Annotated in this window: 20 protein-coding genes; 7 read left to right on the forward strand and 13 right to left on the reverse strand. The window is 66.4% G+C overall.

Going from position 1 to position 20,445, the window contains the following annotated elements; translation table 11 throughout:
• Positions 1-277 precede the first annotated feature (277 nt).
• Entirely contained in the window at positions 278-517 is a 240-nt protein-coding gene (locus tag AC1DYK_RS27300; protein ID WP_478169197.1) for a DUF5666 domain-containing protein, read from the reverse strand.
• Positions 518-1,332: 815 nt separating this feature from the next.
• Positions 1,333-1,689: a hypothetical protein gene (locus AC1DYK_RS27305; protein ID WP_478169145.1), complete on the reverse strand. Its 357-nt coding sequence runs from the start codon at positions 1,687-1,689 to the stop codon at positions 1,333-1,335.
• A 468-nt stretch (positions 1,690-2,157) separates the two neighbouring features.
• On the opposite strand from AC1DYK_RS27305, the gene ku reads away from it, so the two are divergent.
• Together ku and AC1DYK_RS27315 are read left to right on the forward strand one after the other, a co-directional pair.
• Positions 2,158-3,018 carry a non-homologous end joining protein Ku gene (gene ku / locus AC1DYK_RS27310; RefSeq protein WP_478169146.1) on the forward strand — a complete coding sequence of 287 codons (861 nt, stop codon included), beginning with the start codon at positions 2,158-2,160 and terminating at the stop codon, positions 3,016-3,018.
• A gap of 106 nt (positions 3,019-3,124) precedes the next feature.
• Positions 3,125-3,859, forward strand: a complete 735-nt coding sequence (locus tag AC1DYK_RS27315; protein ID WP_478169147.1) for an oxygen-binding di-iron domain-containing protein — start codon at positions 3,125-3,127, stop codon at positions 3,857-3,859.
• A 38-nt stretch (positions 3,860-3,897) separates the two neighbouring features.
• On the opposite strand, the gene AC1DYK_RS27320 is transcribed toward AC1DYK_RS27315, so the two are convergent.
• The 10 genes from AC1DYK_RS27320 to AC1DYK_RS27365 form a co-directional block, all read right to left on the reverse strand.
• Entirely contained in the window at positions 3,898-4,350 is a 453-nt protein-coding gene (locus AC1DYK_RS27320; RefSeq protein WP_478169148.1) for a chromate resistance protein ChrB domain-containing protein, read from the reverse strand.
• Complete coding sequence (locus AC1DYK_RS27325; RefSeq protein ID WP_478169149.1) at positions 4,347-5,261, reverse strand: Fe-Mn family superoxide dismutase; 915 nt, start codon at positions 5,259-5,261, stop codon at positions 4,347-4,349. Before AC1DYK_RS27325 ends, AC1DYK_RS27320 begins: the two co-directional genes overlap by 4 nt.
• Before the next feature lie 10 nt (positions 5,262-5,271).
• Positions 5,272-6,627, reverse strand: a complete 1,356-nt coding sequence (gene chrA, locus AC1DYK_RS27330) for a chromate efflux transporter (RefSeq protein WP_478169150.1) — start codon at positions 6,625-6,627, stop codon at positions 5,272-5,274.
• The gene (locus AC1DYK_RS27335; protein WP_478169151.1) at positions 6,624-7,568 is read right to left on the reverse strand and encodes a chromate resistance protein ChrB domain-containing protein; all 945 of its coding nucleotides are present in this window, start codon (positions 7,566-7,568) and stop codon (positions 6,624-6,626) included. The genes chrA and AC1DYK_RS27335 overlap by 4 nt, the downstream gene beginning before the upstream one ends.
• A gap of 93 nt (positions 7,569-7,661) precedes the next feature.
• Positions 7,662-8,099 carry a CBS domain-containing protein gene (locus tag AC1DYK_RS27340; RefSeq protein WP_478169152.1) on the reverse strand — a complete coding sequence of 146 codons (438 nt, stop codon included), beginning with the start codon at positions 8,097-8,099 and terminating at the stop codon, positions 7,662-7,664.
• Positions 8,100-8,143: 44 nt separating this feature from the next.
• Positions 8,144-9,199, reverse strand: a complete 1,056-nt coding sequence (locus AC1DYK_RS27345; RefSeq protein ID WP_478169153.1) for a 2-oxoacid:ferredoxin oxidoreductase subunit beta — start codon at positions 9,197-9,199, stop codon at positions 8,144-8,146.
• Positions 9,196-11,127 carry a 2-oxoacid:acceptor oxidoreductase subunit alpha gene (locus AC1DYK_RS27350; RefSeq protein ID WP_478169198.1) on the reverse strand — a complete coding sequence of 644 codons (1,932 nt, stop codon included), beginning with the start codon at positions 11,125-11,127 and terminating at the stop codon, positions 9,196-9,198. Before AC1DYK_RS27350 ends, AC1DYK_RS27345 begins: the two co-directional genes overlap by 4 nt.
• 77 nt (positions 11,128-11,204) lie before the next feature.
• A complete protein-coding gene (locus AC1DYK_RS27355; protein WP_478169154.1) occupies positions 11,205-13,037 on the reverse strand; it encodes an FAD-dependent oxidoreductase in 1,833 nt (610 codons plus the stop codon).
• A 156-nt stretch (positions 13,038-13,193) separates the two neighbouring features.
• Positions 13,194-13,604 carry an SRPBCC family protein gene (locus AC1DYK_RS27360; protein WP_478086730.1) on the reverse strand — a complete coding sequence of 137 codons (411 nt, stop codon included), beginning with the start codon at positions 13,602-13,604 and terminating at the stop codon, positions 13,194-13,196.
• 36 nt (positions 13,605-13,640) lie between these two features.
• On the reverse strand, positions 13,641-14,120 hold the full coding sequence (locus AC1DYK_RS27365; protein ID WP_478169155.1) for an Lrp/AsnC family transcriptional regulator: 480 nt from the start codon (positions 14,118-14,120) through the stop codon (positions 13,641-13,643).
• A 116-nt stretch (positions 14,121-14,236) separates the two neighbouring features.
• Here AC1DYK_RS27365 and AC1DYK_RS27370 point away from each other — a divergent pair, with 116 nt between their 5' ends.
• Positions 14,237-14,857 (forward strand): LysE family translocator, encoded by a 621-nt coding sequence (locus AC1DYK_RS27370; RefSeq protein ID WP_478169156.1) that lies wholly within the window; start codon positions 14,237-14,239, stop codon positions 14,855-14,857.
• 82 nt (positions 14,858-14,939) lie between these two features.
• Positions 14,940-15,227: an acylphosphatase gene (locus tag AC1DYK_RS27375; protein WP_478169157.1), complete on the forward strand. Its 288-nt coding sequence runs from the start codon at positions 14,940-14,942 to the stop codon at positions 15,225-15,227.
• 49 nt (positions 15,228-15,276) lie between these two features.
• Here the strand turns inward: AC1DYK_RS27375 and AC1DYK_RS27380 are convergent, their stop codons facing one another.
• Positions 15,277-16,203 carry a LysR family transcriptional regulator gene (locus tag AC1DYK_RS27380; RefSeq protein WP_478169158.1) on the reverse strand — a complete coding sequence of 309 codons (927 nt, stop codon included), beginning with the start codon at positions 16,201-16,203 and terminating at the stop codon, positions 15,277-15,279.
• Between the two features lie 144 nt (positions 16,204-16,347).
• Here AC1DYK_RS27380 and AC1DYK_RS27385 point away from each other — a divergent pair, with 144 nt between their 5' ends.
• From AC1DYK_RS27385 to AC1DYK_RS27395, 3 genes are read left to right on the forward strand one after another with little or no spacing between them, the layout of a single operon-like run.
• Positions 16,348-17,322 (forward strand): Bug family tripartite tricarboxylate transporter substrate binding protein, encoded by a 975-nt coding sequence (locus tag AC1DYK_RS27385; RefSeq protein ID WP_478169159.1) that lies wholly within the window; start codon positions 16,348-16,350, stop codon positions 17,320-17,322.
• On the forward strand, positions 17,323-18,558 hold the full coding sequence (locus AC1DYK_RS27390) for a CaiB/BaiF CoA transferase family protein (RefSeq protein ID WP_478169160.1): 1,236 nt from the start codon (positions 17,323-17,325) through the stop codon (positions 18,556-18,558).
• Between the two features lie 47 nt (positions 18,559-18,605).
• Positions 18,606-20,390, forward strand: coding sequence for an acyl-CoA dehydrogenase family protein (locus tag AC1DYK_RS27395; protein ID WP_478169161.1), 1,785 nt, complete (start codon positions 18,606-18,608; stop codon positions 20,388-20,390).
• The last annotated feature ends 55 nt before the right edge of the window (positions 20,391-20,445 follow it).

A 20,445-nucleotide genomic window follows, 5' to 3' on the forward strand; every position in this document is an offset into this window, starting at 1 on the left:
TCGCCCCGGCCCCAGCGGCCGTCGTTCAGGTTGAACATGGCCGGAAACCGTCTCCACACTGGCTTTGAATTCATTCGTTTCTGTTCTTTGGTCAGTGAACTGGGATTGTGCGCAATCAGTCGGCCGCCCCGTGCAATTCGGCCCCGTCCGCCAAGGGGTGGCCGCACTCTTCGATGCGTTGACACGCTTACGCGAAATTTCCCATCAGGGGTGATCGTACCTTTCCAACGAAATGACCCTCCCGCATACCCGAATTTTCTCATTAGGAATCAATGGCTTACGTCACTCGCCTTGACACAGGGACATCACCCACCAAGGCCGCGGCGAGCCCGGTCACATCGGCCCAGACGGTGGCCTCGTTCGTGGCCACTGTCGTGCCCAGGATGACGAAACTGCCTTGTGCCGGATTGACGGAGAAAAGCGGCCCGCGAATATTCGCGGCCGAATCGACCTGCCGGGCAATGCCGCTCGTGAAGTCCGCGTTGACCAGCCTGTAGCGCAGCCCGCTGACGATGATGCTGCCCGCGCCGTCGAGCCTGACCCATGGATCCTCGGAAGGGAAGAGGCGGGTCGCAACGCTCCGTTACCAACTGGACAGCAACATTGGCCGCTGTCTTACACAGCAAGTGCACATCGCTATAAGACAAGAGTACTATGGATGTGACGTTTTCACATCTGCCTTGCTTTGAAAGGGAAAAAGATGTCAAAGCCTGTCACTCGCAGAAGGAAGTCAGCGCCGCGGAGAAACAAGCGCCCGGCAAGTGCCTTGCGGCGATGCAAGGGCGCGCCGACGCGAGCCCTGCTCGGTCTTCGAAAAACGAGCGCGCAAAGGGCCTGGGCCGCCGCGGGGCGCGTCAGGAAAGCGGTGCAAGATCGCATCGTATGCGCCTTCCGAAAACAGCTTGACGGTTCGGGCCCTGGACCCGCGGATGCAGAACTGCTGATGTTCGCAAGGCTCGCTGTGGCAGAGCAGCGATTGGGACGCAGCCTCGCACAGGCCAAGGTGGAGTGGTACTTCCGACGTGCGCGCTTCGATGGCCAAGCATCCAACCTTCGCCGAGGAGAGCATTCATGAGCACCGTTTCAGTGACCTTCGTCGAGCCTGCGGATTCCCCTTCGGGGGTCGCTTTTGGGAGCCTCATCGATCTTGCAAGAATGCAAACGGGCACGACCGCAGCCGAGATCTGTGAGGCCTGCAGCACCATCAACCTGGGCTCCGCACGTCTGTGCAAAGGCTGTTCGCACAAGCTGCCGGCGTTCTATGCAAACGAGAGTCCCAGCGAACCCATGCCATCCGCCAAGCAGCCGCGCGTCGGGTCAGAGTGGGCGTGGTCATTGGATTTCGCGTTCTTTTGGCTCGTGATCATTTCGCTGGTGGTCGTCACGAGGTTCATTCCCATCGGATAGCACACTCCCAGCGGACAGGGAGGAGATGGCGAAATCACGCGTATCCAGCTTGACGGGCTTGGACGGTTCGACGCGATGGCGCAGCAAAGCCTTGGCCTCGATCACATCGAAATGAAGCTGGCAAGCGTGCACCAGGCTGTCGCCGCGCCCGCGTCCGCCGAACAGGTCGCGCAACGCGTCCTCGGATATTTCGGCAAGGATGCGCGGGCCGTCGAGCCCGTCGGGATAGATGGCGAACCGAACGCTCGCCTTGTCGAAGCAATGAATCGCTTCGCATTTCATGATCGGTCTCCTTCCTGTAGCGCCATGGAACTCGAGCCGGCGTGACCGGCGGTGACCGGAGTTCACGCAGTTTCTGTCGGACCCGTCGTCGAATGCTCCCGCCTGGCGGCGAGGCTGGAGCGTCCGCCCTGGATCCGCTGACCACCGTGGAGGGTATGCAGCGGATGCAGCATTCGTGCCATCAGGCTACGGGCTGAGCGCCTGTAGGCGGCGGCGTCGTTCCCGATCATCACTCCCCGCACGGGTCCCGCGCCGCAGGCGAATGCATCGGCGTCGTCCTGCATGAAAACGGACGCCTTTCCGCCATCGCAGGCGCCCGCCGGCCGCCACACTGCTGCGCATCCGATGGAGAGCTGCAATGCCCGACGATCCTCCTGCCCACGATGCGCACAGTTCGATGGTCGATGCCCACAAGGCCGGCGAGGCGCCGTGCAGGTTCGAGCGCCACGGCGCGCAGTGAGCGGCTCCGTGGCTTCCGGCAGCCGCACGCTCTGGAAGGGTGCAATCACCTTCGGCCTGGTCCACATCCCGGTGGGCTTGCACACCGCGAGCATCGAACAGGGCGTCCACTTCGATTGGCTCGACCGGCGCAGCATGGATCCGGTCGGCTACCGGCGCATCAACAAGAAGACCGGCAAGGAAATCGACCGCGACGACATCGTCAAGGGCGTCGAGTACGAAGACGGCAAGTACGTGGTCCTGTCGAACGAGGACATCGAGGCCGCGTATCCGCGCACCACCCAGACGATCGAGATCCTGCGCTTCGTCGAGGCCGGCGAGATTCCATTCGTCTACCTCGAACGCCCCTATTACCTGGGGCCGATCAACCGGGGTCAGAAGGTCTATGCCTTGCTGCGCGAGGCGCTGGCGAAAACCGGAAAGATCGGGCTGGCCAAGGTCGTGATCGCCACCAAGCAGCATCTGGCGGTGCTCGTTCCTTCGGGCCGGGTGCTGGTGCTGAACCTGATGCGCTGGGGCGACGAGATCAAGACCCTCGAAGGCCTCGACCTGCCGCCCGAGGGCAGCAAAGCCGCAAAGATCAGCGCCGCCGAGATGAAGATGGCCGAGCAGCTGGTGAAGGACATGAGCGGCCCCTGGGAACCCGCGGCGTTCAAGGACGAGTTCAAGCGCCAGATCATGAAACTGGTCGACAGGAAAGTGAAGGCCGGCGACACCGAGACCGTGACCCAGCCCGAGGAAAAGGCGCCCGAAGGCGCCAGGATCATCGACCTGACCGAACTCCTGGCACGCAGCCTCAAGCCGGCCAGGCGCCCGGCGACAAAGGCAGCGCGCAAGAATCCCGCGAAGAAGGCCCGCAAGGTCGCCTGAGGCCAGTGGGCCGGTTCTGTTCGGATCATCGACAAGTCGAAGATCGGAGTAATGTCGGACGCCCTGGCGACACCTCTTGCCGTCATTCAAGCCACAGGAGCCCCACATGACCTCCACGAATCCGCAGTCCGGCACCAACATTCAGGAAATCGCCACGGGCATCTTCCGCATCAACACGCCGGTGCCGCTGCCTGACGGCAACCTGTTCAGCTTCAACCAGTACCTCGTGGTCGACGACCAGCCGCTGCTGTTCCACTCCGGGCCGCGCCAGCTCTTTCCGCTGGTGAGCGAAGCCATCGCCCGCGTGATGCCGGTCGATCGCCTGCGCTACATCGGCCTGTCTCATGTCGAGGCCGACGAGTGCGGTGCGTTGAACCTGTTCCTGGCTGCAGCGCCGCAGGCCGTGCCCCTGTGCGGCGGGATCGCGGCCATGGTCTCGATGGCCGACCTGGCCGACCGCCCGCCGCGCGCTCTGGCCGATGGCGAGGAACTCGCGCTCGGCAGCCACACGATGCGCTGGTTCGACACGCCCCATCTGCCGCACGGCTGGGAATGCGGGCTGATGATGGACACGCACACGCGCACGTTCTTCTGCGGCGACCTCTTCACGCAGCCCGGCAACAGCGAGAAGGCACTGACCGACACCGACATCCTGGGCCCCAGCGAAGCGTTCCGGCACCAGATGGACTACTACGCGCATGCACCGCAGACCGCCGCATTGCTGGACCGGCTCGCGCAACAGGCGCCCCGCACGCTCGCCTGCATGCACGGCAGCGCATGGCAGGGCGACGGCGCATCGCTGCTGCGCCAGCTTTCGCAGGCTCTGTCGGCAACCCATTGAAGGGCGCGCGTGCCAGGAAGCGGGAGCACCGCCTGCCGTCACATCTTCGGCGGCCAGCTGTGCGTCTCTGCCTGGCAGCTCTTGCACCAGGCATAGAACGCGTCATACATCACCATGCCGTGCGCGAGCATCTCGTGGTCGTCGGCGAACACCTGGGACAACCCCAGCGACAGCGCGTACAGCCCGGCAGACTGCGGCGTGAGGTCCAGACGGGAAGTGTCTGCGCCTCGGATGATGGCGGCCAGCTGCCGCAGGGCCGGGTCGCCAAGCTCGTACTTCGACAGGAAGGCATCGAAGCTGCACAGCTCTGCGACATGCGTCATCTCGACGCCGGGGATGTCGTAGGGCACCGCGCCGGTCCTCGCCGCCGTCGCGAGAACCTGGTCGGCGGGAACGTACAGGAACTCCGGCGCATCGTCGATGAAGCGCGCGATGAGCCATGGACATGCGATGCGGTCGATCTTCGGCCGCTCACGGGTCACCCACTTCATGATGGACCTCCTTTGGGTTCCAGGGGCTTGCCTGCAGCCTGCCAGCCATCGAGACCGCCGCGCAGAAAGCGGGCCCGCAGACCGGCCGCCCGAAGGCGCAATGCAGTGGCACGTCCGACCTCGTGTCCGTAGACACAGTAGACGACCAGGTCGCGGTCGGCTGGCAAGTCGCTAGCCCAACGGTCCACGGTGGCAGGGTCCCGCCAGGTGGCACCTGGCAGCCGAGTCTGCGCATCCTCGAAGACCCCGGAGCGACGCACATCGACGACCAGGGCGCCAGCGACCTCATCCTGCGTGGCCCCGAACGGTTCGGTGGCGCCGTGCACGGCGAGCTGGTAGCGCCCGTACACGTTGGCCCAGTCGATGTTCTCCATGAACGCATGAACGTAGTTGCCCGCGGCCGCGCCGAAATCCATGTGGTACGCGTGCTCGTACATGTCCAGTGCAAGGATGGGCACGCCGCCGGCCATGGCATGCGTATGGTCGGCGGACCATTGGTTCACGAGTGTCCCGTCCCGCGGCTGGAACACGAGCAGAACCCAGCCTGACCCACCACCCAGCGCCGTGCCCATGGCGACGAACTCCTCTCGCCAGCGAGCGAGGCTCCCGAAGCTGGCTTGCAGCGCGAGTTCCATGGCCGGAGTCATCGTCTGCCCGTCTCCACCCAGGCTGCCGAAGTACATCTCGTGCAAGAGCATGGAGTTGTTCGCGACGAGCTCTTCGCGCTTCAAGCCGTTGAGCTCGAAGCCCGGCAGGGTCGCGGGCGACCGCGCGGTCAGCTTCGAGCGGATGGCGTTCAGGCGCTTGACCGCGCCGCCGTAATTGTTCTGGTGATGACTGCGAATCAACTTCTCGGACAGACCGTGCAGTGCTGCAGCCTCGAAGGGCAAGTCCTGGATTCGGTTTTCCATGGGGAACCTCTCACGCAAGCAGGGGCCGCAGAAACGTCAGCGCCAGTCCCGCCAGCCCGGAGCCCAGGACCACGGGAATGACGCCGACCTTGAATCGGAACAGGGCCACGGCCGCCGCCACGCCGATGAGCGCGGATGGCCACTCGAATCGACCGGCGAGCCCCTCCGGCCAGAGCACGTGGTACGCGAAGAAGACGGCCAGGTTCACGATCACGCCCACCACCGCGGCCGTGATGCCGGTCAGCGGCGCCGTGAACTTGAGATTGCCGTGGGTCGATTCGATGAAGGGTGCGCCCAGCAGGATGAAGAGGAACGAAGGCAGGAAGGTGAAGAAGGTCACCACCGTGGCAGCCACCGCACCCGCCAGGAAGAGCGCGTCCGGGCCGAAGATGGCCTGGGTCCAGCCGCCGACGAATCCGACGAAGGACACCACCATGATGAGCGGGCCCGGTGTCGTTTCGCCGAGCGCCAAGCCATCGATCATCTGCGGCGCCGTGAGCCACTGGTGGTTCTCGACCGCCCCCTGGAACACATAGGGCAGCACGGCATAGGCCCCGCCGAACGTCATCAGGGCCGCCTTGGTGAAGAACCAGCCCATCTGCGTCAGGACCGCGTCCCATCCATAGAGCGCCGTCAAGGTCCCGATGCCGGCGAGCCAGAGCGCCAGGCACACGGCCAGCACGCGGCCGAAGCGCCGCCAGCTGAACAACGCATGCGCCGGCGTCGGCGTGAGGTCGTCGATGAGTGCCGGGCCGAACGACTTGGCGGCCGTGCCATGGCCGCCTCCGGCGGTGAACTTGGCCGGTGCCCAGCGTCCACCGAAGTAACCGATGACGCCGGCGGCCAGCACGATGAGAGGAAAAGGCAATTGCAGCGCGAAGATGGCCAGGAAGGCCGCCACCGCGATACCCCACAGCCACGCGTTCTTCAGGGCCCGGGATCCCACCCGATAGGCCGCATGCACCACCAGCGCGGTGACGGCGGGCTTGATGCCATGGAACAGGCCGGCGATGACGGGCACATTGCCGTACGCCATGTAGACCCACGACAGGCCGATCAGGATGAACAGCGACGGCAGCACGAACAGGACGCCCGCGACGATGCCGCCCCAGGTGCGGTGCATCAGCCATCCGATGTACGTGGCGAGTTGCTGCGCCTCGGGCCCGGGCAGCAGCATGCAGTAGTTCAGCGCATGCAGGAACCGGCCCTCGGAGATCCAGCGACGTCGCTCGACAAGGTCCTCATGCATGATGGCAATCTGCCCGGCCGGCCCTCCGAAGCTGATGAAGCCGAGCTTGAGCCAATAGACGAAGGCCTCGCCAAAGCTGAGGCGGTCAGGCGCCGCGGTGGTTGTGGTCGTGATCACTGGCGTACCTTCATGGCGGCGTAGAGGGTGTCGAACAGGGGCAGGGACGCCGCGAGCAGCGCATCGTCCTTGTCGTGCTGTGCCTGAAGGCCTCTCACGATGGTTTCAATGCCGGCCGCCTCGTCGACAGGGATGCCGCCGACATCGATGTAGTGCACGAGTTGGCCGAGCCGCCGGATGCCCGGGTCCTCTTCCAGGCCGAACGCATGCGCCACGACCTCAAAGCTGACCTTGTCTCCCACGTGGGTGAACGTGGCGCCGTCGAAGTCGAACCCAAGGACCCCCTTGGGGCACTTGCACGGGTCTGCCAGCCAGACGAAGCGCGCCGAGGCATCGACGAAGCGCTGGATCAACCAGCCCGTGGCGAGCCGGTCCACCCAGGGGCGCTTGCGCGTGGCCCATGTCTTTCCCTGGTAGGCCTGCGGCGAGCGTCGTTCGATCGCTCCCGATGCGGCCGTCGGCTCACCCGGCGAGAGCTTGCGTTCGATCTCCGCTCGCAAGGTTTCGAGGCCCGCAGCTGCCGCGGCGGCTGCCTTGCCCGGAAAGAAGTCCGTGGCGCGAAGGGTCTGGAACTGCTGGTCCAGGGTGCGTGCCACCTTGCGCAGATCGGCTTCCGTCGCAGCCTTGAGCGACTCCCGAGTCTCCTTGAGTGACTGCGCAAAGTCGGCGTACTGCTCGGTCCGGTCGAACAGCGCGAGGAAGGTGTTCTCCTGTTCAGCGTCGCGGGCCTGGAGCGTCAGCATGTGAGCCTCGGCGCCGCCTTCCCGGATGGCCTTCGCGATCGACCACAGGTCTTCGGCGGACGCGGCATTCGCGGGCAGGATGTAGACGCCGTCCCGAAGGGTTCCGCAACCGGTGGCCTTGAGCGAACGCCAGATGCGAACGCGCAAACCGCTCGGAGAGGTCGGCAGCGACGCGGTCAAGACTAGCCAGTTGATCATGTATCAAGTATCACGCAGTGTGATGCTTGCTACAAGAACTGGTCAATGCCTTGATCGCGAAGTGGCTATCGGGATCGATGGATCTGCGACTTCCTAACCCAAGGCATCGTTCACCTGCTCGTTGAATTCGGCCTGGCTCAGCGCCGTGCCGATCTCCCGCGGCAGCGCATCGCGCACCGAGAAAACCCCCAGGATCTTCGTCCCCGCCACCAACGGGAGATGGCGGAAGCCGCGCTCGAGCATCAGCACGACGGCGTCGGACACCGGGGTTTCGGGCGGCACGCAGATCGGATTGGGCGTCATCACCTCGCGCGCCGTGGTGTGATCGGGGTCGAGCCCCCGGGCCAGCACGCGCGTCATCAGGTCGCGCTCGGTCAGGATGCCCAGCAGGGTGTCCGGCGGTTCCATGATGAGCACGCTGCCGCAACCGGCGCGTGTCATGACGCAGGCGGCATCGCGCGCACTGGCCTGCGGACCCAGGCTGGTCACATGCTTGCGCGAGATGGACTGAAAAACAGTGCGTTCGGCCATGGTCCGCCCTCCGAAAGAAGCGCAATGGTGCCCCGGGCCCTCGTTCAGCGCAAGGAGTCGTTGAGCCGTTCCAGCGCCCGGGCGCCGGGGCACAGCTGCGCGGCCTCGAACGTGTTGAGGGGCCGGTCGCAGGTGTTGAGCGCCGTGTGCAGGTCGGTGGCCAGCGGGTCGACGTAGAGCAGGCCCGTCACCACCTCGCCCATCTCCTGGTGCCGCTGCATGTGGGCCATGGCGGCGAAGCGGTCGCCCGGGTTGTAGTCGGCATGCAGGCTGCGCAGCCGCAGCAGGGTGCCGTCGTGCTGGCGCACGTCCAGCACTTCGACCGGCGCCATGTCGACGGCGATTTCCTCGCGGGCGCTGATGAAGTCGATGCGGCTCACCGCCTCGTTGTGCTCGCGCACGTAGTCGTAGCTCTTGGTGCTGCCGGGGTGGTTGTTGAAGGCCACGCAGGGGCTGAGCACGTCGATGAAGGCCGCGCCGCCATGGCTGATCGCCCCCTTGATCAGCGGCACCAGCTGCGCCTTGTTGCCCGAGAAGCCGCGCCCCACGTAGCTGGCGCCCAGCTGCAGCGCCATGGCGACCAGGTCGACCGGGCTGTCGGTGTTGACCACGCCCTTCTTGCTCTTGGAACCCTGGTCGGCCGTGGCCGAGAACTGGCCCTTGGTCAGGCCATAGACGCCGTTGTTCTCCACGATGTAGGCCATCCGCACGCCGCGCCGCATGGCGTGGGCGAACTGGCCCAGGCCGATCGAGGCCGAATCGCCGTCGCCCGAGACGCCCAGGTACAGCAGGTCGCGGTTGGCCAGGTTGGCGCCGGTCAGCACGCTGGGCATGCGGCCGTGCACCGTATTGAAGCCGTGTGAGGCGCCCAGGAAGTAATCCGGCGTCTTGGAGCTGCAGCCGATGCCCGAGAGCTTGGCCACCCGGTGCGGCTCGATGTCCAGCTCCCAGCAGGCCTCGATGATGGCGGCGGAGATCGAGTCGTGGCCGCAGCCTGCGCACAGCGTGGAGATCTTGCCTTCGTAGTCGCGCCGCGTGTAGCCGACCTTGTTGGTGGCCAGCGTCGGATGCCGCAGCCGGGGCTTGGCAAGGTAGGTCATGCAGGGTCCTTCGTATCGGTGGCGCCGGGCGCGCGGGCAGGCGCCTGCAGATGCGCGCTGATCGCCTGGACGATGAAGCGCGCCGTGATGGGTGTGCCGTCGAAATGCAGCACCGGGATCAATCGGGCGGGATCGATGCCCAGCTCGTTGACCAGCAGGCTGCGCATCTGGGCGTCGCGGTTCTGCTCGACCACGAACACCCGCGGGTGCTGGGCCAGGAACTGCACCACGCTGTCCGGGAAGGGAAAAGCGCGCAGCCGCAGCGCATCCAGGTGGATTCCGCGCTCGTCGAGCGCTTCCAGCGCCTCCTGCATGGCCGGGCTGGTCGAGCCGAAATGGATCACGCCGAGATCGGTTTTCTCAGCGGCCGGCTGCAGCACCGGCTGCGGCACCAGGGTGGCCGCGGTCGCGAACTTCTTCAGCAGCCGCTCCATGTTGTAGATGTAGTCGGGCCCGCGCTCCGAGTACCGGGCGTAGGCGTCGCGCGTCGTGCCGCGGGTGAAGAAGCTGCCTTTGGTCGGGTGCGTGCCCGGCAGCGTGCGCCAGGGGATGCCGTCGCCGTCCACGTCCTTGTAGCGGCCGAAGTCCCGGCCCGCCTCCAGCTCCTCGGCGGTCATGACCTTGCCGCGGTCGTAGGCGCGGCTGTCGTCCCAGGCAAAGGGCGCGCACAGGCGCTGGTTCATGCCGATGTCGAGATCGGTCATCAGGAACACCGGCGTCTGCAGCCGGTCGGCCAGGTCGAGTGCCGCCGCCGCGTGTTCGAAGCACTCGTGCGGGTCCTCGGGAAACAGCAGCACGTGCTTGGTGTCGCCATGCGAGGCATAGGCACACGAGAGGATGTCGGCCTGCTGGGTCCGCGTGGGCATGCCGGTGGAAGGGCCGCCGCGCTGCACGTTGATGAGCGTGACCGGGATCTCGGCGAAATAGGCCAGCCCGATGAACTCGGTCATCAGCGAAATCCCGGGCCCCGAGGTCGGCGTGAAGGCCCGCGCACCGTTCCAGCCGGCACCGACCACCATGCCGATCGAGGCGAGTTCGTCTTCTGCCTGGACGATGGCGAAGCGGTTCTGGCCGGTGACCGGATCCACCCGGAATTTCGCGCAGTACTTCTGGAAGGCCTCCGCCACCGAGGACGACGGCGTGATCGGATACCAGGCCGCGACCGTGGCGCCGCCATACACGCAGCCCAGCGCCGCGGCGCTGTTGCCGTCGACGAAGATCCGGTCGCCCACCCGGTCGGCGCGGCGGACCTGCAGCCCGACGGGCTCGCGCAGGTTCTCGCGGGCGAAGTCGCATCCCAGGTGCAGGGCCTGCACATTCGAGGCCAGCAGCTTCTCCTTGCCCTTGTACTGCTCGCCGAACAGCTTCTCGACCACTTCGGGCTCGATGCCCAGCAGGATGGCCAGGGCGCCCACGTAGACGATGTTCTTGAACAGCTGGCGCTGGCGCGGGTCGTGGTAGACCGCGTTGCAGATCTCGGTCAGCGGCATGCCGATCACCCGGATGTCGCTGCGGAACTTCGACGGCGGCAGCGGCCGCGTGCTGTCGTAGAACAGGTAGCCGCCGGGCTCGAGCTCGGCCACGTCGGCGTCCCAGGTCTGCGGGTTCATCGCCACCATCATGTCGGTGCCGCCGCGCCGCCCGAGGTGGCCTTTCTCGGTCACGCGCACCTCGTACCAGGTCGGCAGGCCCTGGATGTTGCTGGGAAAGATGTTGCGCGGGCTCACCGGCACGCCCATGCGCAGGATGGCCTTGGCGAACAGCTCATTGGCCGAGGCCGAGCCCGAGCCGTTGACGTTGGCGAACTTGATGACGAAATCGTTGACGGCCGCAATCTGGGGAATCACTCCCCCCACGCTCGCCACTTCGTGTGCTTCGCTGCCCCCCAAGGGGGCTTTCGCGCCTTCGGGCGGCCGTACGGCGCGAATGGCCCCCACGCTCGCCACTTCGTGTGCTTCGCTGCCCCCCGGGGGGGCCTTCGCGCCTTCGGGCGGCCGTACGGCGCTCATGCCGGCACCCCCCTGGCCGGCACCGGATGCGCATCTCGGCACGCCGGCCCCGCCGGTGTCATCTCGAGCAGGAACTTCTGCATGTCCCAGGCCCCCGTGGGGCAGCGCTCGGCGCACAGGCCGCAGTGCAGGCAGACGTCCTCGTCCTTGACCATCACCCTGCCCGTCTTGAGGCCGCCGGACACGTACAGGTCCTGCGCCAGGTTCAGCGCCGGTGCCTTCAGCCGGGGCCGCAGGTCCGCCTCCTCGCCGTTGACGGTGAAGCTGATGCAGTCCATCGGGCAGATGTCCACGCAGGCATCGCATTCGATGCACGCGGTCTCGGTGAACACGGTCTGCACATCGCAGTTCAGGCAGCGCTCGGCCTCCTTGAAGGCGGTGGCGGCGTCGAAGCCCAGTTCCACCTCCACGCGGATGCTGGCCAGGGCCGCCTCGGCCTTGGCCCAGGGCACCTTGTAGCGCAGGTCGTTGGAGGTGTCGTTGTCATAGCTCCATTCGTGGATGCCCATCTTCTGCGACACCAGGTTGGTCATGGGCGCCGGTCGGACATGGATCGGCTCGGCATGCAGGAGCTTGTCGATCGACACGGCAGCCTCGTGCCCATGCGCCACGGCCGTGATGATGTTCTTGGGTCCGAAGGCCGCATCGCCGCCAAAGAAGATCCGCGGCACCGTCGACTGGAAGGTGTCCGCGTCCAGCGTCGGCAGACCCCATTTGTCGAAGGCGATGCCGCAGTCGCGCTCGATCCAGGGGAAGGCGTTTTCCTGCCCCACGGCCACCAGCACCTCGTCGCATTCGAAGAAGGCCTCCGGCTCGCCGGTGGGCACCAGCGAGCGGTTGCCCTCGCCGTCGTACTCGGCCCGGACGATCTCGAAACGCATGCCCAGCAGCTTGCCGCCCTCGTGCACGAAGGCCTTGGGCACATGGAAGTTGATGATCGGAATGCCTTCGTGCTGGGCGTCTTCCTTTTCCCAGGGCGAAGCCTTCATTTCCTCGAAGCCACTGCGCACGATGACCTTCACGTCGATGCCGCCCAGGCGGCGGGCCGACCGGCAGCAGTCCATCGCCGTGTTGCCGCCGCCGAGCACGATCACGCGCTGGCCGATGGTGGTGACGTGGCCGAACGAAACGGAATTGAGCCAGTCGATGCCGATGTGGATGCTGGCCGCCGCTTCGTGCCGGCCGGGAATCACCAGGTCGCGCCCGCGCGGCGCGCCGCAGCCGACGAAGATCGCGTCCCACCCCTGCGCCATCAGGGCCTTCATCGAGTCGACGCGCTCGCCGCTGCGGAATTCCACGCCAAGGTCGAGGATATAGCCCGTTTCCTCGTCGATCACCGACTCGGGCAGCCGAAAGCGCGGGATCTGCGTGCGGATGAAGCCGCCGGCCTTGGCCTCGGCGTCGAACACCGCGACCTCGTAGCCCAGCGGCGCCAGGTCGCGTGCGACGGTGAGCGAGGCGGGCCCCGCGCCCACACAGGCGATGCGCTTGCCGTTCTTCGGCTCGAGCTTGGGCATGCGCGACCGCACATCGTCCTTCATGTCGGCCGCCACGCGCTTGAGCCGGCAGATCGCCACCGGCTCGGGGTCCTTGGCGTTGCTTTCCTCGACCCGCCCGCGCCGGCAGGCCGGCTCGCAAGGCCGGTCGCAGGTGCGCCCCAGGATGCCGGGGAAGACGTTGGAGACCCAGTTGACCATGTAGGCGTCGCTGTAGCGGCGCTGCGCGATCAGGCGGATGTATTCAGGGACGGGGGTGTGCGCCGGACAGGCGTACTGGCAATCGACGACCTTGTGGAAATAGGCCGGGTTGGCAATGTTGGTTCGCTGCAAGGCGTGTCTCCTGGCTGCCGCCCGCGGCCTGGTGGTGTCGGCGCGGGTCTGACGCAAGTATGCGCCGCGCCGGGCAGCGTGCTGCCTTGGTGGAATCCCGCAGCACGTCAGGCGAGGCTCAGTGGCGGCGCTCCGTCGGCGACTCACGGCGCGCGGTCAGGATGCGGGCCGCTCCAGCAATCGCTTCAATGCCATCAGGTCCCGCCGGACATGCGCCACATCGGCATCGAAGTCTTGCTGGCTGACGCCCGGCAGCCGAAGCACGACGAAGGTCAGGAGACTTCCTTCGCCGCAGGGCGACACGCGCAACGCATTGTGGACGCTGGTTCCGTCCGGGAGCACGACCTTGTGGTCGAGCACGCCGAAGGGGTTGTCCGGGGCCATGGACACCTTGACCTGGCCCATGGGCGACTCGGCGAGCCATTCGCCCCGGTGCCGGGCAATGCCCTGGGCCAGGCCGGACGCCCACAGCGGCAGGTTCTCCATCTGCCGGGCGAAGCGGTAGACGGTGTCGGCGGGGGCATCGACAGCTTGGCTGACGACCTGTGCTTCGTGCGACTTCGGCATCTGACGATCTCCTTGCTTCAACACCATGCAACGGCCTCAGCGACGCCGGGTGGCTCCCGGCCGGACAAGCTCGCGCCGTTCGATGGGGGTCGAAAACACAATCGAGGTGCGGGTTTCACCATACACGTTGATGGTGCCGACAAAGCGCTCGAGATCGGCGAGGCTTCGAGAAACCACAATCATCACGTAGGAGTCCGCTCCGGCGACGTGATGGCACTCCAGCACTTCGGGTGCCTTCTTCAGCTTTTCGAGCAATGCCTTCTTGCCGGGCTGAAGGACGGTGATGCCCACGATCGCCTTGACGGAATAGCCCGCCTTCGAGGTATCGACATCTGCCGTGATCGCGCGGACAAGGCCGGCCTCCTGAAGCCGCTTCAGACGCTCCGCCGTTGCCGCGACAGACAAGCCCGTGGATTCCGCCAGCGACTTGAGTGGTGCGCGCCCATCTGCTTGCAGCGCATCCAGCAATCTCCACGCCACCTCGTCCAGATCTTCACCAGAGGCCGTTCTTGTCATTGGCTATTCCCACAAGAAAAAACAATCCCATTGTTTCACGGGACAAGAAAATTCATCTGTGATCCTCGAATCTCCTTAGCCATAATCTTGAGCGTCATCGAAAAAATGAGACTTGAATGTCCGACATCCACAACTACACCAGCTTCGTCGCCGCGATCCTTGTCTTCCAGCTGATTCCCGGCGCCGGAACCATCGCGATCCTCAATGCCACTGCGCGCAATGGGCGCGCCGCCGGCATGGCCGCAGTCGCAGGCACCCTTGCAGGAGACTTTCTCTTCATGGTCGCGGCGGTCGCCGGCGTGGCCGCGGTCATGAAGTCCAACCCTCTGCTCTTCCAGGCACTGCAATGGTTTGGCGCAGCCTATCTTTGCTGGATGGGCTTGAAACTGGTGAGGACGAGGATCGATGCGGAGTCGCACGCCGAAGCACCAAGCCTTTCCCCATGGTTGCGCTTCCGCCAGGCCCTGATGGTCAGCCTCACGAACCCCAAGGTGATGCTGTTCTTCGTGTCGTTCTTTCCGTTGTTCCTGAAGCCAGACGCGTCGTCGGTCACGCTGTGGGTGATGATGCTGCACGTCACGGCGATCAGTCTGGCGTATCAGGCTGCACTCGTGCTTGTCGGGGACCGCGTCGCCGTCCGCCTGAAGGCGGTTCCTTCCGCACGCAAGATTGCCACGCGCCTCGCAGGGTTCGCCCTGTTCGGCTTTGGAGTCAGGCTCGCCGCAGGTATTCGGTGACGCCGACTTCCGTCCAGATCGAGGCCGACGTCGCGATTCGTTGAGCAAGGCGGATGCGGGCCTGTCGCACTACAGTGCGAGCATGGCGTTCGTCCAGAAGCACCTCCTCGTCCACGGCTACGTTCAAGGCGTGGGCTACCGCTGGTCCATGGCCCAGGCCGCCGAAGCGCTGGGCGTGCACGGTTGGGTGCGCAATCGCCGCAACGGCACGGTGGAGGCCCTTGCCATCGGCGACGCACCCGCCGTCGACGCCCTGGTGGATTGGGCACGCCGCGGCCCGCCGGAGGCACGCGTCGAACGCGTGGAAGTTGTGGAGGTTCCAGCGCCTGTCCAGGCAGCGGCAGGGTTCGTGCAGCGGGAGACGCTTTAGCGACGACGGGCACGCGTCGTCGATGGCCTTCGATGCCCGCGGGCGAATCTCAGGCCGCCCCGGCGCCCTGTGGTCCCGGCAAAACCTCCCCCACCGGCTCTTCGCGCGGCGCAAGCGCTTCCAGTAGCGAATGCACCAGCGCCGAGGGATCGCCCTCGCGCCAGATGCCGCGCAACTCGGACGGCTGCTCCGATTGGGCCAGCGGCCGGAAGCACAGGTTCGGCAACACCATGGTCTGCAACGACGAGGGCACCAGCGACACGCCGAACTTGCGGGCCACCAGTGCGGCCACCGAGAGCATGTGCCGCACCTCGTGGCGGATGTTGGGCGTGAACCCCGCACGCAGGCACATGGCGACGATCTTGTCGTGGAACTCCGGCGAGAACGGACGCGAGAACAGCACGAAATCCTCGTTCCGGAGTTCCTGCAGACGGATGTCGGCACGGGCCGCCAGCGGATGGTCCGCCGGCAAGACGCACACGAAACTCTGCCTGTCGAGCACGCGCGAGGCGATGCCGCCGGGCAAGGTGCGGGAATGGATGATGCCCAGGTCGATCTTCCGATGCTGGAGCGCGTCCACCTGCTCGAAGCTGTTGAGTTCGTGAATGACCACTTGCACGCCAGGCCGCGCCAAACCGAAGCTTCGAGTCACCTCGGTCAGGCGCGTCAGCAGGGCCGAGCCGACGAAGCCCACGTGGATCGAGCCGGATTCGCCGCGCGCGATGCGCCCGGCCGAGGCCTGCGCCTCCCGCGTGAGCGAGAGGATCTTGAGCGCCTCCTGGTACATCACCTGACCGGCCGGCGTCAGCGCGACTTCGCGCGTGCTGCGGCGCAGGAGCTCGAAGCCCAGCGAGTCCTCCAGCTTGGCGATATTGAAGCTCAGGGGCGGCTGCGTGATGGACAAGCGCTGCGCTGCACGGCCGAAGTGAAGTTCCTCGGCCACTGCCACGAAATAGCGAAGCTGTCTCAGGTCCATGGGCGCTCGATTTATCCAATCCGTGGATCAATGGGGCGAAAAAATGTATTGGACCAGAAAAATCGGCGCGGCAAGAATTTCAACCAGCGCGCCGATCGGCCCCCCCGAAACACGGCGCGCAGCAGACCCAAAAAAGGAGACAACTTGAAAACCAGGATCGTCGCAGCCTGCGCCGCCCTCGCGGCCTCGGTACTCGCTGCCGCTGCAGCCCATGCGCAGGACTACCCGAACAAGCCCATCCGCGTCATCGTCCCGTACGCGGCGGGCGGCATGACCGACGTGGTGGCCCGCGTCATCGGCCAGAAGCTCGGCGAGCGCCTGGGCCAGCCGGTCGTGGTGGAAAACAAGCCGGGCGCGGCCACCATCATCGGCGCCGAGGCCGTTGCCGGCGCCAAGCCCGATGGCTATACCCTGCTGGCCGCCACCAACACCACGCTCACCATCAACGGATGGCTGTACCCCAACCTGCGCTACGACCCCGTCAAGGCCTTTGCGCCGATCGCGCTGGTGGCTGCGGCGCCGAGCGTGATCGTGGTCCATCCCGCGGTCAAGGCGAAGACGCTCGACGAGCTTGTCAAGCTTGGCGCCACCAAGGCCGGGGACCTGAGCTACGCCTCCTACGGCAATGGCTCGAGCGCCCATCTGGCCGGCGAAATGCTCAGGACGCGAACCCGGATGGAAGTGCTGCACGTGCCCTACAAGGGCAGCGCGCCCGCCAAGGCCGCCGTGATGGCCGGCGAGGTCTCCATGACCTTCGAGCCGGCCTTCACCGGCGTGCCGCAGATCAACGCAGGCCAGCTGCGCGCCCTGGCCGTCATGAGCGGCAAGCGTTCGGCCGCCCTGCCCGAGGTGCCCAGCGTGGCGGAGCTTGGCTATCCGGGCATGGAAATGTCCGCCTGGGTCGGCCTGGTGGCGCCCGCGGGCACGCCGCCCGCGATCGTCGCGAAGCTGGCGACCGAAATCGAGAAGGTGCTCGCGCAGCCCGAAGTGCAAAAGCAACTGCTGGGCAACGGCGCCGAACCCGTCGGTCACTACCAGGAGGCCTTCGCGGCCTACATGCGCGAAGAAAGCGCGCGCTATGGCAAGGTGATCGCCGACGCGCACATCAAGGCGGACTGAATGCAGGCACAGACGATCAAGCCGCTGTCGCACGTCCGGGTGCTCGACCTCTCCCGCGTGCTCGCCGGCCCCTGGTGCACGCAGAATCTCGCCGACCTCGGCGCCGAGGTCATCAAGGTCGAGCGGCCCGGCGTGGGCGACGAGACGCGCGGCTGGGGACCTCCATGGCTGCCTTCGGGCGACCATCCGGAGCGCCAGGATTCGGCCTATTACGCATCGACGAATCGCGGCAAGAAGTCGATCACGGTCGACCTGGCAAGCCGCGAAGGCCAGGACATCATCCGGCGCCTGGCCGCCACCTGCGACGTGCTGGTGGAGAACTACAAGGTCGGGACACTGGCGCGCTACGGGCTGGCCTATGACGACCTCAGGGAATCCCATCCCGGATTGATCTATTGCTCCGTCACCGGCTTCGGCCAGACCGGCCCCTACAGCCACCGGCCGGGCTACGACTTCGTGTTCCAGGGCATGGGCGGCCTCATGAGCATCACCGGCGAACGCGACGACCTGCCCGGCGGCGGGCCGCAGAAAGTAGGCATCGCGGTCGCCGACGTCACGACGGGCATGTACGCGAGCCTGGCGATCACCGCTGCGCTGGCCTGGCGCGAACGCAGCGGCCGCGGCCAGCACATCGACATGGCGCTGCTCGACTGCGCGATGGCCTTCAACAGCAACCAGGCAGTGAATTACCTGGTGTCCGGCCGGATGCCGCGACGCTACGGCAACGCCCATCCCAATGCCGTGCCCTATCAGGTGTTCGCCAGCAGCGACGGCCAGATCGTGGTGGCGGTCGGCAACGACGGCCAGTTCGCGTCCTACTGCCAGGCCATCGGCCGGCCCGAGCTGAGCGCAGACCCGCGTTTCGCGAAGGTCTCGGGCCGTCTCGTCAACCGCGACCAGTTGCTGCCCCAACTCGGCGACATCATGCGCAGCGACACCACGGCCCACTGGCTGGAGCGTCTCGAAGCCGCCGGCGTGCCTTGCGGACCGATCAACGACTTCGGCCAGGCTTTCGAAGACCGGCAGGTGCGCGAACGCGGCATCCGCGTCGACATCCCGCTGTCCAGCGGCGGCACCTTTCCCGCCGTCGCCAGTCCGATGCGTTTTTCAGAGACACCGATCGACTACCGCGTCGGCCCGCCCGAACTGGGCGAGCACACCGAGGTAGTGCTCGGCGATGCGTTGGGCCTGTCGACCGATCAGATCGAACGCCTGCGCACCGCCGGCGTGATCTGAGGCCGCGCTCCGCCGGCCGCTCTTCCCTTCCTGATCTCGAGGTGACCATGTCCTTCAAACCGAACTACTCCGAATACGTACGCCCTCGTCCCGCCACGTCGAACCAGAGCTCGCAGCATCTCGCACCGGACTGCGCAGGGCTGGACTTCTACGCGATGGACCGGGGCCTTCAGGACCTGCTGGCGCTGTACCTTCCAGCCGACCAGCGCCGGCAGTTGCAACCGCATTTCGAGCGCATGGGTCAGCTGGCCGGGGGGCGCCTGAACGCGCTGGCCACGGTGGCCGACAAGAACCCGCCCGTGCTGCATGCGCGCACGCGCTGGGGCGAGGACGAGGACTGGATCGACTACCACCCGGCCTACCAGGAGATGGAACACATCGCCTTCGGCGATTTCCAGTTCCACGCCATGGGCCATCGCGCCGGCGTGCTCGGCTGCAGCGAGCCGCTCCCGGCGCTGGCCAAGTACGCCTTCCAGTATCTGTTCGTCCAGTCCGAGTTCGGCCAGATGTGCCCCATCAGCGTGACGGACACCTCCATCCACCTGATCCGCAAGTACGGCAGCGCCGAACTCCAGCAGAAACTCCTGCCGCGCATGCTCAGCGACGACATGGAGACGCTGTGGAAAGGCACGCAGTTCATGACCGAGAAGGCGGGCGGCTCCGACGTCGGCGCGGTCGAGACGGTGGCCCGGGAGATCGATGGCCGGTGGCACCTGTTCGGCGAGAAATGGTTCTCGTCGCACACCGACGCCGACATCGCCCTCATCCTTGCGCGTCCCGAAGGCGCGCCCGCCGGCACCAAGGGCCTGGCGCTGTTCGCGATGCCGCGACGGCTGGAAGACGGCAGCCGCAATGCCTACCGCATCGTGCGGCTCAAGGACAAGCTGGGCACCCGTTCGATGGCCAGCGGCGAGCTGCGGCTCGAGGGCGCCTTCGCCTACCCTGTCGGCGCGCTCGACCAGGGCCTCAAGCAGATGATGGAGCAGGTCAACCTCTCGCGTCTGTCGCATGCGGTGCGTGCTGCGGCCATGATGCGGCGCTGCCTGAACGAGGCGATGCAGGCCGCCCGTCACCGCTCGGCCTTCGGCAGCCCCGTCATCGCCTATCCGCTGCTGCGGCGGCAACTGCTCAAGCTGATGCTGCCGACCGAAGCCGCGCTGTCGATGGTCATGGCCACCGCCGACGTGATGCACAAGGCCAACCAGGGCGATGCCACGGCGCGCGACGCGCTGCGACTGCTCACGCCGCTGATCAAGTTCCGCGCCTGTCGCGACAACATCGTGGTGGCGACCGGCGCCATGGAAGTGCGCGGCGGCAACGGCTACATCGAGGATTTCGTCAATGCGCGCCTGGTGCGCGACGCCCACATCGGCGTGCTGTGGGAAGGCACCAGCAACATCAACGCGCTCGACGCCATCCAGCGCGCGGTGCGCAAGAACGGCGCCCAGAATGCGCTCAGGAGCATCCTGGCCGCACGCCTGGAACAAGGCACGGCAATCCCGGCGCGCCTGCGCCAAGCGCTGCAGACCAGCCTGGACCGCGCGATCGCGCTGGCCGAGTCGGTGGCGGCGAATGCCCGGCATGAAGGCGACGTGCGCCGCGCCGCGAGTGGCCTGTACTACGCCTGCGCGGCCATCCTGCTGGCCTGGGAAGGTGCACAGCCGGGCGTGGACGCTCGCCGCCTGCTGCTGGCCGATGCCCTCGTGCGCACGCGCCTGGCCCCGCGCGATCCGCTGGCAGGCCCCGATGAGGGGGGCGAGCATGCGGGCGACGCCCTGCTGCTCCAGGCCGACGCGCCCGGGCCGGACGAGGTAGCCGCGCTCTTCGCCTGAAGCCTTCGCGCGCATTGCCGTACGCCTCGCTGCGGCGTATCGTGTCTGGCTGAAG

Source organism: Variovorax sp. P2_H12, assembly GCF_056403395.1.

Excerpts from the sequence above, each read along its gene's own strand:
- AC1DYK_RS27305 (WP_478169145.1), bottom strand. The coding sequence starts at position 1,689 with ATGAAATGCGAAGCGATTCATTGCTTCGACAAGGCGAGCGTTCGGTTC.
- AC1DYK_RS27315 (WP_478169147.1), top strand. The coding sequence starts at position 3,125 with ATGACCTCCACGAATCCGCAGTCCGGCACCAACATTCAGGAAATCGCC.
- AC1DYK_RS27320 (WP_478169148.1), bottom strand. The coding sequence starts at position 4,350 with ATGAAGTGGGTGACCCGTGAGCGGCCGAAGATCGACCGCATCGCATGT.
- AC1DYK_RS27325 (WP_478169149.1), bottom strand. The coding sequence starts at position 5,261 with ATGGAAAACCGAATCCAGGACTTGCCCTTCGAGGCTGCAGCACTGCAC.
- AC1DYK_RS27335 (WP_478169151.1), bottom strand. The coding sequence starts at position 7,568 with ATGATCAACTGGCTAGTCTTGACCGCGTCGCTGCCGACCTCTCCGAGC.
- AC1DYK_RS27340 (WP_478169152.1), bottom strand. The coding sequence starts at position 8,099 with ATGGCCGAACGCACTGTTTTTCAGTCCATCTCGCGCAAGCATGTGACC.
- AC1DYK_RS27345 (WP_478169153.1), bottom strand. The coding sequence starts at position 9,199 with ATGACCTACCTTGCCAAGCCCCGGCTGCGGCATCCGACGCTGGCCACC.
- AC1DYK_RS27360 (WP_478086730.1), bottom strand. The coding sequence starts at position 13,604 with ATGCCGAAGTCGCACGAAGCACAGGTCGTCAGCCAAGCTGTCGATGCC.
- AC1DYK_RS27365 (WP_478169155.1), bottom strand. The coding sequence starts at position 14,120 with ATGACAAGAACGGCCTCTGGTGAAGATCTGGACGAGGTGGCGTGGAGA.
- AC1DYK_RS27370 (WP_478169156.1), top strand. The coding sequence starts at position 14,237 with ATGTCCGACATCCACAACTACACCAGCTTCGTCGCCGCGATCCTTGTC.
- AC1DYK_RS27375 (WP_478169157.1), top strand. The coding sequence starts at position 14,940 with ATGGCGTTCGTCCAGAAGCACCTCCTCGTCCACGGCTACGTTCAAGGC.
- AC1DYK_RS27380 (WP_478169158.1), bottom strand. The coding sequence starts at position 16,203 with ATGGACCTGAGACAGCTTCGCTATTTCGTGGCAGTGGCCGAGGAACTT.
- AC1DYK_RS27390 (WP_478169160.1), top strand. The coding sequence starts at position 17,323 with ATGCAGGCACAGACGATCAAGCCGCTGTCGCACGTCCGGGTGCTCGAC.
- AC1DYK_RS27395 (WP_478169161.1), top strand. The coding sequence starts at position 18,606 with ATGTCCTTCAAACCGAACTACTCCGAATACGTACGCCCTCGTCCCGCC.